Below are 12,720 nucleotides of genomic sequence, written 5' to 3' on the forward strand. Positions count from 1 at the left end.
AAAGGCCATGTCGGCTCGCGCTATAGCGACGCCGGGCATGGCCTTTTTGCTGTATATAGGCTTGATAGACTCCTCAAAAGAGCGAATCGTTTCATGTAAGTATCTTGTGCATGAGTCCGCTTTGGAGATGAACAGGTTCTTATGGCAATCAAAGACGGGCGTCCGGACTGCTTTCCAAAGCTTCGGCCATGCTGTCTCCGAAGGACAATCCCAGCGATTCATAAGCAATCAAGACTGCGCCTGCGGCGGGCGTCAAGCGCGGCTCTGTCCAGACAAAACGCCGACCGGGCTGGGCGCATGCCAACTCTTGCAAAGCGTTCAGGAAATAATCGCTGCTGGCTACGCTACCGGTCTGTGAGATCGGAATATCCGGTCCCGCGAAAAAGGAAGCGAGCAGATCGGCTCCGACGCCGATTTGCCGCACGGCATCATCGCAGACGCGCACCGCAATCGGCGATCCGGCTTCGGCTTCCCGGGTGACAATAGGCGCGAACATGCCAAACAGCCGGTCCCGCCGTTCGCGATCCAGGCTGAAGCTTCGACTGGCGGCCTCGGTCAAGTCACGTAAATTCGGCGTACGGAAAAATCGCAGCATATCGCGTACGAGCACGCCGTCGCCAGGACTTTCCCGTCCGGCCAGCACGTCGTACACGGCCTGATAAGCCAGAAAACGCGCGGCGCTGGCGGCGTAGTGGCCGAAATCATAATTCCGCAGCCATTTTCCATGTTCGGTATGCGCCAGCAGGATCGAACCCGTGCCGGAAGCGACCAGGATTCCGGGACCTCCGGCCAGTGCGCCGCGATGCGCAATAACGGCGTCGTTCACTACCCGGCTCGGACAGGAAAGCCCAAAGCCTTCGGCAACGCGCTCCGCCCACGGCTTGTCCGTTTCGTCATCGAGACCTGCGATTCCAACCGCCAGAAAAGCGATATCGTCCGGCTCGCACCCCACTTCACGGATCGCTTCGTGCATCAGCTCGGCAAGCGGAGTCATATCCGTCCGTTTGCGAGGAAGCTCGTCCGTTTCTTTTTTTATAAAAGCCCGTACCCGCCCGGCAAGATCGGCGATGATGATCCGTACATTCGTTCCGCCCATATCGACACCCGCAACCACGGAATCGGCATTGATTTTCTCCAGCATGAAAAGCCTCCTCAAAATGGATGAACACAAGCTCTAATGATTCGAATTGTAACCGCTCGCTCCGTATTCATCAAACTTGCCCGTCCCCAAATCAACTTCAGCGAAAAAACTTCCGGGATTTTTGGCTTTCGGGAAGATTGCGTCAGAGCGGTCTGCGCCGACCGTTCACACGCGTTCCAATGTTGATCTTTTGCACACATTTACAAAAGACGGCAAGCAGAAAGGAGACTAAAATGAATCTGGACACATGGGCAGTGCATGCCGCCGAACACGATGGACTTGAATCGGAAAAGCCGATGAAGCCGGAAGGAGCCGTGGCGGCGAATCGTCTCGCCCAGGAAACGATTCGCCGCCACGGCTTGAACAAAGCTACGCAGAAATTTCGGTATGAGGCCAGCTCTCGCTACGCTCAAATCTGCGGCAGCCGAAATTGCATGATACGACCTTCTTTCTGATATAATGGGAATGGATGTTTGGAGGATATGGATAGAGTCCTATTTCGCTGATGAAGGAGGTCTGCGTCGTGAAGGAAGTGCTTCGCGAAGTCGAGGCGATTGCGCGCTGTTCGGAAGCGATCAGCAGCATCGAATTCAAGCATCTTAAGCTGTCGCGCGGGTTGCATTTGTATTTGACGTTCATATGCGAGAATCCCGGCGAGCCTGCCGGAACGGTGCCGGACCGCTTGAAAGTCAAGCGAGCCGCCGCTTCGCGCGCGCTGCAAAAGCTGGAGGACGAAGGACTGATCGTGTTGCGGGAAGCTCCAAATCTGCGCAAGGACAAGCGGGTCTATCCGACAGAGACAGGAAAGTCCGCTTATTTATTTATTCAAGACGAAGGCGAATATTCGGATGAGTCTTCGCTTCGCGGACTGTCTCCGGACGAGACGGCCCAGCTTCTGGATATGCTGTACCGCGTCAGGCTTAACGTGGAAAAGGATTGGCGCTTCGTGCAAAAAGGCGGTCGCCGCCCTTATATTCACGACTATTATAATCGCTTGATTGCTGCCGAAGCTCAAGAACCGGACTTTGAAAACAAGCATAACCGTGCAGAATCGCCGCAGGCAAGCGCGAAGTTAGAAGAATCTTTTTCCGAGCCAAAAGAAAGCACGGGGCCTGCGGGCCAGGTCTCACTCTGGACCTATGAGGAGAGCGCCGAGCAGGATGCGAAGCGGAGCTTGGAAGAAGAGCCGTCCGCAGACCGGGAAACTGAGTGATTCTACATTCGACATGTACGCCCGTGGTGGATACATGCTCTACCATTTTATATGCGGAAAGGAGCGGGTGCCGTTGTTGAACGTGCCGCCGTCCTCTTTTATTTTAACACCCTATGTTGCGAAAATTGCTTGCGAACCGGGCTGGAAATGGCAAAGACGTGAGCAGCCGCTCCAGAATTATGACCTTTTCTACGTATGGAGCGGAGAAGGCCAGTTGCTGCTGAACGATCAGCCGCATGAGATTGGCAAAGGAAGCTGTTTTCTGTTCCGTCCGGGTGACCATACAAGCGCGACGCATAATCCGCAAAAGCCGCTTGTGTTGACGTATATCCATTTTAATATCGAAGGCGAGACGTCGGAGATTCCGCATGCTTATCGTGTGTTGGGAGAGACGGTCGACTTCGAATATTTGCTATCCCGTTATGTGCGTCTGTTCTTGAGCGAGACGTACGGTGCGGAAGAGGAAGCCAAGCTTCTGCTGAAGCAAATGATGATCCAATTGCTGCGCGGCGATCGGGAAGAACCGACGGAACGCCGGGGAAGCAATCATCTGTACGAGGTGGTACAGGAGGCGGCCAATTATGTGCGTCAGCATCCGAGTCTGGCTCACCGGGTGGAGGATCTTGCGGCGCGCGCGGGATTGTCGCCGAGATACTTTTCCGCCAAATTCAAAGAGTTGGTCGGCGCTTCGGTGCAGTCGTATATTATCAGCATGCGAATCGAACGCGCGCAGCATCTATTGGGCCATGCGGGCATGAACGTGACTGAGGTCGCCGAAGCGCTGGGGTATCGCGATATCTTTTTCTTCAGCCGGCAGTTCAAGCAATACACGGGTAAAAGTCCTTCGGAAATCCGCTGAGTCCACGCGCCGATTCATTTTAAATTTTTCATTTCGCCTGCCCGCCTGTTTGAGAATTGACGCAGTCGGGTAAACACTCGTTAGCTTTCATTCCCGAGACGCCAGAGCGCCGGGATGAGGAAGGAGGAGCCGAAATGTTTAATAAAAGACGGATTCGCAGCGGAGCAGGACGCACCGGGGGCAGTGCCATCTTCCGCAATCGTCTGCGCCGCGTAAAAGCTGCCGAACAAAGCGAGTTGTGGTTCTAAGAACCCTTACGGATGCCTATAATGATTCGACCATAGATGTGTAACGAGCAACGTATGCGCAGCGCGCCTCCCTTGTTTGGACAAAGAGTGCGCCGGGAGTGTACATAAAAACAGCCTTTTAGCGAAAAATTCGCCGAAAGGCTGTTTGCTGTTTGACGGATCAAAGCCTTTTCGAAAAGTCGCGACGTACCTGCTACAATGGGAGCGTGGGCAGTAGGGGAACGGAGGAACCGGAATGGCGGGAACAGAAGCAAAGTCGCGGAGCCTGGAGCCAAGCGACCGGGTGCCGAAAGTCGCAATCGTGACGGGCACATCGAGCGGGTTCGGATTACATATCGGCATGGAACTGGCGAAAGCCGGCGTGCTTGTGGTAGCAGGCATGAGACGGCCGGAAGCGGCGGGAAAATTGATCGCGGCGGCCGCGGAAGCGGATCGGGAAAAAGGCGGGAGTCACCATACGGCGGAGCTTCGTTTCGCGGGAGAGTTGGAAGCGCTCGGGAACGGTCCGGTGTCGAGCCTGATTCGTCCGGTTACGCTCGACGTATGCGACGACAATCGGGTGCAGGAAGCGGTAAAAGCCGTGATGGACAGGTTCGGCCGCATCGATATTTTGGTCAATAACGCAGGCATGGCGATGGGCGGCTTCGTCGGGGAAGTGCCGATGGAGGGCTGGCGCGAGCAGTTCGCGGTCAACGTGTTCGGCCTGATCGCGATGACCGGGGCGGTCGTTCCGCATATGCGCGAGGCGCGCAGCGGGTGCATCATTCAGATGAGCAGTGTCAGCGGGGCGATCGGCTTGCCGGGGTACGGCCCTTACGTGTCGTCGAAGTTCGCGATAGAAGGATTCAGCGAATCGTTGGCTTTGGAAACGGCGCCTTACGGGATTCGCACGTATGTGCTGGAACCGGCTTCGTACAAAACGGATATTTGGGAAAAAGGCTTTGCCGGCATCCATCGGACCGACGGCTCGCCGAACGAAGCGACGTTGAACCGGATGCTGGACATGTCGCGCGCCAGCGCGGAAGGTGGCGGCGATCCGAGGGTCGTGGCAAGATTGGCGGCAGACTTGGCACTCGGAAAAAAAGGGCATGGACGTTTCCGTTACGTGCTTCCGCGCGGGGCGGCTTTGCTGGTGGCGTTGAAAAAAAGATTGCCGTTTCGGCTCGTACAGGCGATCATGCTGCGAATTTTGCGGCGCGGCATGAAGAATTAGAGAGTTTTAAGACACGCCGTAAGCGCCGAAAATTCAGGGTTGCGTCTCCGAACAAAACGGTGTAGGGTAAAAAGCAACTGCATAACGATACGGGGGTCCGGGGTAGCCGGGCTGAGACTGAAGCCGAACAATCCGCTTCTGACCGTTAATCTGATCTGGGTCATGCCAGCGTAGAGAATTCGTATCCGTCCGTGAAACTAACGGCTTTCTGCGCATTTTTTATGCCAGAAAGCCGTTTTTTGTCGTTCGCGGCTGCCGAGTACATCGGTCGAACCATCGTTCGTTAGCGCAGGAAAACAAGCGGTCTTCGCCGGTCCGCCAGCCCCAACTGATCGGATCGCGAAGACTGTATTTCAAAAAGCGGGGAGAACGACAAAGATGAGTGCAAAAGGTTCAACCGCGGCTTCGCGCCGCAAAGGATTAACGCTGACCGACGTGTTGGTAACGGTGGTGGTCTCGCTGGTGCTGGGCGTCGTTTATCACGTATGGGCTTCGATATCGAGCATCGCCGGACTGCTGTTCGTGCAGTCGGACGAGCTGGTATACGGCATGTGGTTCGCGGCTTCGACACTGGCGTTTCTGTTGATTCGCAAGCCGGGCGTCGCCCTGATCGCGGAGATTGCGGCCGCGCATCTGGAGATCGCGTTCGGCAGCGCCTACGGCGTTCAACTGTTGCTGTACAGCGTGGTGCAAGGTCTTGCGGCCGAGCTGGTGTTCGCGGCGTTCCGTTACCGCAACACGAGCGCCGTGGTGGCCGGGCTCGCAGGCGTCGCCGCTGCGGCGGGATCGTTGCTGGCGGATATTTACTATGGCTACGTGGCGGAATACGCGACCTGGCTGATCCTGCTCAAATACTCGCTGCGCGCCGTCAGCGCTTTCGTGATCGCGGGTCTGCTGATGTACGGGTTGGCGAAGCTGCTGGAAAAAGCGGGCGTAACCCAATCGCTGCGCCCGGTCGACCGCAAAGAATACGACGCGTTGGACGGTTGAACGTGCGTATGCGAAAACGTGAATCGTGCATGCGGGAAATCGGGATCAGGCAAAGGAGGTCATCGTTTTGGAAAGCCGAATAGAATCGCCGTTACATGCTTCTCGCACGTTGACTGCGCCGCCGATCGCGGCTGAAGTCCGGAACCTGCGTTTGAAATTCCCCGGTTCGCCGGAGCTGTTGTTCCGCGATTTGTCCTTGCAAATCCGTCAGGGCGAAAAAGTGCTGCTGCTCGGCCCGAGCGGCTGCGGCAAATCGACGTTGCTTCAGGTGCTGGGCGGCATCATTCCGCGAGTGAACGAAGTGCCGCTCAAAGCCGACAAGCTGATCGTGCCATATTCGACCGGCATCGTGTTCCAGGACCCCGATACCCAATTCTGCATGCCTTATGTCGACGAAGAACTGGCTTTCGTGCTGGAAAATCTCGCCGTGCCGCGAGCGGAGATGCCGCGGCGTATCGAACAGGCTTTGCGGGAGGTCGGCCTGAACCTGCCGGACGCGCACGTGCCGATCGGTTCGCTGTCCCAGGGCATGAAGCAGCGCTTGGCGCTGGCGTCCGCGCTGCTGCTGGAGCCGGATACGCTGCTGTTGGACGAGCCGTCCGCGCTGCTCGACCCGGAAGGGCGGCGCGTCATTTGGGAAGCCGTGCGTGCCGTCTCCGATCGGCGCACCGTCATTATCGTCGAGCACCGGGTCGAAGAAGTGCTGCATTGGGCGGACCGGGTCGTGCTGTTCGCCGCCGACGGCAGCATACTGGCGGACGACGCGCCGGAGCGGATCTTCGAACGTTATCGCGCGGAAATGCTGCGGTACGGGATCTGGTATCCCCAAGCCTGGAACGACGCGTACGGCAGCGAACAGCGGAGCACGGCGGAAGCGCCACCGAGCCGAATCGCTCGGACGCTGTCCGGCCAGGCCGATACGCCGAACGAGCCGACTGCGCTTGAAACATGGAGCGGCTCCGGCTCCGGCAAGTCAGCCGTAAGCGCCGAAGCCATACAACCGGTCGCTTCGGCGGTCTCCGCGCCGTCCTATGCGTATGCGCCGTCCGCTTCGGCTTCCGGCGAGGCCGCCGCCGTATCGGCTTCGCCCGACCGCGCCGAACCGCTGCTGCGCCTTGACGATTTCCGCGTGCTGCGCGGCGGGAAAACCGTCTGCGCGGCCGCATCGGCCGCCGCGTACCCCGGCGACCTGATCGCGCTGACCGGCCCCAACGGCGCCGGCAAAAGCTCGCTGCTGCTGGGGCTGATGGGCCTGCTGCCGCACGAAGGCTCGTGCGAATGCGCCGGCGGTCGCCCTTCCGGCCGCAAGCAACTGCGCGAGGCGGCGGCGAAGCACGCCGCCTTCGTGTTCCAAAATCCCGAGTTCCAATTCGTGACGAACCGGGTGCTGGACGAAGTGCTATTCACGCTGCGCAGCGAAGCCGAAGCGGCGCTTCGCGCCCCGCGCGGCGGCGGATTCGCCGGATGGCTCGCGCCGCGCCGCCGCGCGCGTCTCGACGCCGTCGCCGAAGCCGAGTTGCTTCGGCAGTCCGAAGCGTGCCTGGAGCGCTTCGGACTCGGCGATTACGCCGAGCGCCATCCGTACCTGCTGTCGCTCGGCCAAAAGCGCCGCCTCAGCGTCGCTTCGGCCATCGTATCGGACAAGCCGCTTCTGCTGCTGGACGAGCCGACGTTCGGGCAGGACGCGCGTAACGCGTTCGCGATTCTCGATCTGTGCGAGCGGCTTCGCGCCTCAGGCCATGCCGTCCTGATGATCACGCACGAGATGGAGATCGCCGAACGGTTGGCGACCCAGATCTGGACGGTCGAACAGGGCAAACTGTCGTCCGTGTGGCAAACGGCGCGTTCGCGCGACGACGAACTTCGGTTATCGGAAGGAGGACGGGGATAATGCCGTTTTTTCAACCTTCCCGCATAACCTGGCTGCATCGGGCGAATCCCGCTTTGAAGCTGCCGCTGTTTATCGCGCTGTTCGTCCTCACCGTGCTTACGCATCGGATCGACGCTTCTTTTTACCTGGCTTGCGTGTTTTTGCTGCTGCTTTTTTGCGCGTCGGGCTATCCGCTATGGAAAACGGCGCTGCTCGCGTCCGGCTTCGCCGTGGCGTTTGCGTCCGCTTCGCTGACCATGATCCTGTTCGGCAAAGGCAGCGAAATCTGGTGGTCGTTCGGGCCGATCTCGATTTCCAAAGAAAGCTTTTACCGCGGCTTGCACGTCGGGTTCCGTTCGATCGCGTTCGGCAGCCAGGGGCTGCTGTTCGTGTTGACGACCTCGTCGACAGGGTTGTTCTACGCGTTGATGCAGCGGATCAAGCTCAGTCCCAAGTACGCCTACAGCTTTATGGCGTCGATCCGCCTGATGCCGATGGCGCTGGAAGAACTGCGGATTCGGCGCGACGCTTTGGCGGTGCGCGGCATGGGACGCGGTTCTTTTTCGCTGCTGCGCGTGCCGGAGCTGTACGCGCTGCCTTTGCTCGCCCAGAGCATTCGCCGCGCCCAACGGACCGCGACTGCTATGGAGGTCAAGCGCTTCGATACGGGCAAAGCACGGACTTATTTTTACGCGTCGCCCGTCACTTGGAACGACGCGGCTGCGCTCCTGCTTCTGGCCGGAGCCGCGACCGCCGCGTTGCTGCTGGCGCACGGGCTGCCGGTATTCGGGCTTGGCGATATGAGGATGGACCCCTGAAAGGGGGTTCTAGTCAGGTTGTCGTGAAAAGGTCTTCCTGTTGAGTTGGATATGCGCGATGATGGAGCAGAAAACGGGGGAAAACCAAGCCCGAAAAGCTCGGATTGGGGCAAGTCGCTACGAAGAAAATTGAAAATAAGTGCGGATATACACTTATTTTATTGCAATTCTTCCGTTTGGAACAAATAGATGCAGATATGCACTTAATATCTCCGTATTTTACTCGTTTACGCGTTTTTTCTTAGATTAAATGTATATATGTACTTATTTGAAAGTTCGGAAACAAACCTGATGAAATAAGTGTATTCGAGCACTTATTTCAACGCGTTATAGGCAGCTTTTTGAACACGTGTACGTCGGAAGCCAGCGCTGTCTATGTTTCTCGGAGTCTTCTCGCTTCCCGATCTTCCGTACCTTTTTCGACAGCTTGAGGATGAACCCCCTGAAAGGGGCTCGTCCTTTTTCCCGTCGCGCTCCTTTTCCGTATTCGAATCTGCTACGCAAACAAAGGAATACTTGGATCTTTGCCGAGCGAGTGGACAAGCATGGCGTGAAGCTGGCCGCGGTGATGGTAAAAATGCGCCAGCGTCTCGACCAGCCATTCGTACCGCGAATACGACGCTCCCCAATACGAAGTCGTCACGGCGGATAGCTGCTCGTCGGTCAGCGAAGACGTCTCTTGTTCCAGTCTCGCGACGTTCAGCCGCAGCGCTTGCTCGATCGCGGGCAGCGCGCACGGCGGTTCGTTTTCGGCATAAAAAGTTTCCATGTCTTCCAGCGAAGCGCCGGAGCTGATTTTCCAATCGGCTACGCACAATACGGACAGATGCACAAGCAGTTCGCCGACGGAATGTTTGCCGGGAGTCGGTCTGACCTCCAGATCGGCAGGCTCCAGTATGCGGATAAAAGAAATCACGGTTTCGGCCGCCAAATTCAATTGTTTCAAAATCCCGTTGCAATAAAGATTCATCTCAAAACTCTCCTTTTTGTCGGATGCTTGATTCGCAAGCTGATTTGATTGTAACTCAATTTTTCATTCGAAACGATTCGATTAAAAAGCCGCAAAAACAGAATGCGTTTTCGGTTGAAAACGCGCCGAAAATTTACAGAACTCTTTGATTTATAACTTTCGTTTTTTCAAATATATGGTATCATCAAGGCGGAAGCTTGCCTTAATGGCGCTGTTTTTCTTTTTTTGATCAGTTGCATGCTTACTTTGTTGCTGTAATCGTTTTTTTCTTCATAATTCCCGGCAACCGACGATTCCAAAGCCTCTGTCGGGGTTAAAGATGTTTATGTGGTTTTTTCCTGTCTGTCTTGTTTGAACATTTATTTTTCGTCCTGGCAAGTCGCAAACGTCCCGATTCGGGACACCCACACATCTGCGGAGAAGTTTTCCGCCACGCGCATACCGTTATATTTTGCCGAGGAGGTTCGTCTGAATGAAGAAAAAAGAAATGATCGCCATGCTGTTGGCCGGCGGACAGGGGAAAAGATTGAAAGGGCTGACGAAATCTTTGGCCAAGCCTGCCGTCTACTTTGGAGGAACTTATCGGATTATCGATTTTCCGCTCAGCAACTGCACGAATTCCGGCATTGACACAGTAGGCGTGCTGACCCAGTACGAGCCGCTCGTGCTGCATTCTTACATAGGCGTCGGAAGCGATTGGGACATGGACCGCAAAAACGGCGGCGTATTCGTTTTGCCTCCGCACGAACGGGAAGACGGAAGCAGTTGGTACCGCGGCACGGCGGACGCCATTTCGCGAAATCTCAAATTTATCGACCAATACGATCCCGAGCATCTGTTGGTGCTGTCGGGCGATCACGTTTATAAAATGGACTATACCAAGCTGCTTGATTACCATAAGGAAAAAGGGGCGGACTGCACCATTTCGGTCATCAACGTCACGTTGGAAGAAGCGTCGAGCTTCGGCATCCTGAACACGCACGAGGATTACCGGATTTACGAATTCGACGAAAAGCCGAAACAGCCAAAAAGCACGTTGGCTTCCATGGGCGTTTACATTTTCAAATGGGATGTCCTGCGCAAATATCTCGTCGAAGACATCGACAAGCCGGACTCCGAATCCTCGCACGACTTCGGCAAAGACGTCGTACCGAAGATGCTGAACGACGGCCTGTCCCTGTTCGCGTATCCGTTCGAAGGCTACTGGCGCGACGTGGGCACGATCCCGAGCCTGTGGGAAGCGAACATGGACCTGCTCAAAGACGATCCGGAACTGAACCTGAACGACCCGGAATGGCGGATCTATACCCGTAACCCGAACGAACCGGCGCAATACATTTCTCCCGAAGCCAAGCTCAAAAACTGCATGGTCAACGAAGGCTGCTCCGTACACGGCGAAGTCGACCGTTCCGTCCTGTTCTACGGCGTCGAAGTCGGCGAAGGCAGCGTCATCTCCGAATCGGTCATCATGCCCGAAGTCAAAATCGGCAAAAACGTCCGCATTCACCGCGCCATCGTCGACCAGGGCAAAGTCATCCCCGACAACACCGTCATCGGCGCAGACCGCGAAGACGATAACGAAATCTTATTGATAAACGGTGATTCGCCTTATTGACGAGGTACGCGTCAGAGGTGTAACTAAATCACCGTAAGACGGTGATTCGCCATATTGACGAGGTACGCGTCAGAGGCGTAACTAAATCACCGCAAGACGGTGATTCGCCATATTGACGAGGTACGCGTCAGAGGCGTAACTAAATCACCGTAAGACGGTGATTCGCCATATTGACGAGGTACGCGTCAAAGGTGTAACTAAATCACCGTAAGACGGTGATTCGCCTTATTGACGAGGTACGCGTCAGAGGTGTAACTAAATCACCGCAAGACGGTGATTCGCCTTATTGATTTGAAACCTAACGATTCAAAACATAAATAAAACAGGCTGAGAAGATCGCGTTCGCGTCGAAGCAGCGGAGGGAGAAATTCAGTGAAAAACGCCTTTGAGCGCGGAAAGCCATCGGCTTTTTGCGCGAAACAGCGTCTTGAACGAATTTCTACCGCAGCGTCTCTTTCGAAGAACACCAGCTACTCAGCCGCCCATCATAGCAAACAAGGGACGGTGGAACCATGAAACTCATGGGTGTAATCAACTTGGACCACGAACTGGACCAATTAAACGAGCTGACATACTTTCGTGCAGGCGCGGCCGTTCCTTTCGCGGGACGCTATCGGCTGATCGACTTCGCGCTTTCCAACATGATGAGCGCGGGCGTTCCCGATATCGCGTTGTTCGTACGACGCAAATACCGGTCTCTGCTCGACCATCTGGGCGAAGGCCGTCCGTGGGATCTCGACCGCAAACGCGGCGGATTGTTCATCCTGCCGCCGGACTGGCACGACCCGACCGATATCTCGGCCGGCGATCTCCAGCATATGCACAACAACCGCGACTTTTTCGCCCGCAGCGCCGGCGAATACGTAGTGCACTCGGGCAGCCAGCATTTATCCAAAGTCGATTTTCAGGATTTGGCGGCCAAACACAAAGCTTCGGGCGCCGATGTTACGGTCGTCTACAAACACGTAGATGCGCTCGAACCTGAGCATGATGCCTGCTTCCGGGTGGACGTGAACGAAGACGGCAACGTAACCAGCATTCACAACGAAAAAGGCCATCACAATCTGTATATCGATCTGTTCATTATGGAAAAGAATCTGTTTATGCAGCAGATGGATTATTGTATCGCGCACGGCGACAGCTACTTTTTCCGCGATGCCATCCTGCGCAATCCGAGCGGCCTGAAAATCGCGGGTTACGAATACACCGGCTATCACGCGGTAATCAACTCGATCGAAAGCTACTATAAAAACAGTCTCGAATTGCTTGACCCGGAAAAGTACAAGCAATTGTTCTCGCCGGACATGCCGATCCAGACCAAGATCAAGTACGAAGCGCCGACCAAGTACCTCGAAGGCGCGGACGTGCGCAATTCCCTGGTGGCCAACGGTTGTCAGATCGCGGGCGAAGTCGAAGGAAGCGTGTTGTTCCGCGGCGTCAAAGTCGAAAAAGGCGCCAAAGTCATCAACTCGATCATTATGCAAAAATGCGTAATCGAAGCGGGCGCCATCGTCGAAAACGTGATTCTCGACAAGGACGTGCAGTTAAGCGCCAATCGCACGCTCGTCGGCGATTCGCGCAGACCGTTCGTCATCGCCAAACGAAGCATGCTATAAAACCCGGTCGAAAGACACGATTTTTTGCAAAAGTTCGACAGGCTTCGTCAGACAAAAGGTTTAAAAACGGTGCAACCGTGCCGATATATATTCCAACCCACAGGCCTTCTATGCCGGGTTCCGATAGGGAGCCCGGGTGTGGAAGGCTTTTTTGGTTCCTGTTATAA

Annotated in this window: 11 protein-coding genes; 9 read left to right on the top strand and 2 right to left on the bottom strand. The window is 55.9% G+C overall.

Translation table 11 applies throughout. From position 1 onward, the window contains the following. Positions 1-148: 148 nt before the first annotated feature. Positions 149-1,141 carry a BadF/BadG/BcrA/BcrD ATPase family protein gene (locus WKI47_RS07940; protein WP_340226617.1) on the bottom strand — a complete coding sequence of 331 codons (993 nt, stop codon included), beginning with the start codon at positions 1,139-1,141 and terminating at the stop codon, positions 149-151. A gap of 233 nt (positions 1,142-1,374) precedes the next feature. Here WKI47_RS07940 and WKI47_RS07945 point away from each other — a divergent pair, with 233 nt between their 5' ends. The 7 genes from WKI47_RS07945 (at position 1,375) to WKI47_RS07975 (ending at position 8,352) form a co-directional block, all read left to right on the top strand. After that, positions 1,375-1,596, top strand: a complete 222-nt coding sequence (locus tag WKI47_RS07945) for a hypothetical protein (RefSeq protein ID WP_340226618.1) — start codon at positions 1,375-1,377, stop codon at positions 1,594-1,596. 68 nt (positions 1,597-1,664) lie between these two features. Further along, the gene (locus WKI47_RS07950; RefSeq protein WP_340226619.1) at positions 1,665-2,354 is read left to right on the top strand and encodes a MarR family winged helix-turn-helix transcriptional regulator; all 690 of its coding nucleotides are present in this window, start codon (positions 1,665-1,667) and stop codon (positions 2,352-2,354) included. Between the two features lie 73 nt (positions 2,355-2,427). Beyond that, entirely contained in the window at positions 2,428-3,213 is a 786-nt protein-coding gene (locus WKI47_RS07955; protein WP_340226620.1) for an AraC family transcriptional regulator, read from the top strand. A 483-nt stretch (positions 3,214-3,696) separates the two neighbouring features. Beyond that, positions 3,697-4,674: an SDR family NAD(P)-dependent oxidoreductase gene (locus WKI47_RS07960; protein WP_340226621.1), complete on the top strand. Its 978-nt coding sequence runs from the start codon at positions 3,697-3,699 to the stop codon at positions 4,672-4,674. A gap of 378 nt (positions 4,675-5,052) precedes the next feature. Beyond that, positions 5,053-5,664, top strand: coding sequence for an ECF transporter S component (locus WKI47_RS07965; protein ID WP_340226622.1), 612 nt, complete (start codon positions 5,053-5,055; stop codon positions 5,662-5,664). 67 nt (positions 5,665-5,731) lie between these two features. Next, a complete protein-coding gene (locus tag WKI47_RS07970) occupies positions 5,732-7,555 on the top strand; it encodes an ABC transporter ATP-binding protein (protein ID WP_340226623.1) in 1,824 nt (607 codons plus the stop codon). Further along, complete coding sequence (locus tag WKI47_RS07975; protein ID WP_340226624.1) at positions 7,555-8,352, top strand: energy-coupling factor transporter transmembrane component T; 798 nt, start codon at positions 7,555-7,557, stop codon at positions 8,350-8,352. The genes WKI47_RS07970 and WKI47_RS07975 overlap by 1 nt, the downstream gene beginning before the upstream one ends. 496 nt (positions 8,353-8,848) lie before the next feature. Here the strand turns inward: WKI47_RS07975 and WKI47_RS07980 are convergent, their stop codons facing one another. Continuing rightward, entirely contained in the window at positions 8,849-9,322 is a 474-nt protein-coding gene (locus WKI47_RS07980) for a DinB family protein (RefSeq protein WP_340226625.1), read from the bottom strand. A gap of 472 nt (positions 9,323-9,794) precedes the next feature. Here WKI47_RS07980 and WKI47_RS07985 point away from each other — a divergent pair, with 472 nt between their 5' ends. Both WKI47_RS07985 and glgD read left to right on the top strand, forming a co-directional pair. Then, positions 9,795-10,937 carry a glucose-1-phosphate adenylyltransferase gene (locus WKI47_RS07985; protein ID WP_340226626.1) on the top strand — a complete coding sequence of 381 codons (1,143 nt, stop codon included), beginning with the start codon at positions 9,795-9,797 and terminating at the stop codon, positions 10,935-10,937. Positions 10,938-11,449: 512 nt separating this feature from the next. Beyond that, on the top strand, positions 11,450-12,553 hold the full coding sequence (gene glgD, locus WKI47_RS07990) for a glucose-1-phosphate adenylyltransferase subunit GlgD (RefSeq protein WP_340226627.1): 1,104 nt from the start codon (positions 11,450-11,452) through the stop codon (positions 12,551-12,553). Positions 12,554-12,720 lie beyond the last annotated feature (167 nt).

It is taken from the genome of Saccharibacillus sacchari (assembly GCF_037722395.1).
GTDB classification, from domain to species: Bacteria; Bacillota; Bacilli; order Paenibacillales; family Paenibacillaceae; genus Saccharibacillus; species Saccharibacillus sacchari_A.

Coding starts and splice junctions, on each gene's coding strand:
- WKI47_RS07940 (WP_340226617.1), bottom strand. CDS start 1,141: ATGCTGGAGAAAATCAATGCCGATTCCGTGGTTGCGGGTGTCGATATG.
- glgD (WP_340226627.1), top strand. CDS start 11,450: ATGAAACTCATGGGTGTAATCAACTTGGACCACGAACTGGACCAATTA.
- WKI47_RS07965 (WP_340226622.1), top strand. CDS start 5,053: ATGAGTGCAAAAGGTTCAACCGCGGCTTCGCGCCGCAAAGGATTAACG.
- WKI47_RS07975 (WP_340226624.1), top strand. CDS start 7,555: ATGCCGTTTTTTCAACCTTCCCGCATAACCTGGCTGCATCGGGCGAAT.
- WKI47_RS07960 (WP_340226621.1), top strand. CDS start 3,697: ATGGCGGGAACAGAAGCAAAGTCGCGGAGCCTGGAGCCAAGCGACCGG.
- WKI47_RS07985 (WP_340226626.1), top strand. CDS start 9,795: ATGAAGAAAAAAGAAATGATCGCCATGCTGTTGGCCGGCGGACAGGGG.
- WKI47_RS07980 (WP_340226625.1), bottom strand. CDS start 9,322: ATGAATCTTTATTGCAACGGGATTTTGAAACAATTGAATTTGGCGGCC.
- WKI47_RS07945 (WP_340226618.1), top strand. CDS start 1,375: ATGAATCTGGACACATGGGCAGTGCATGCCGCCGAACACGATGGACTT.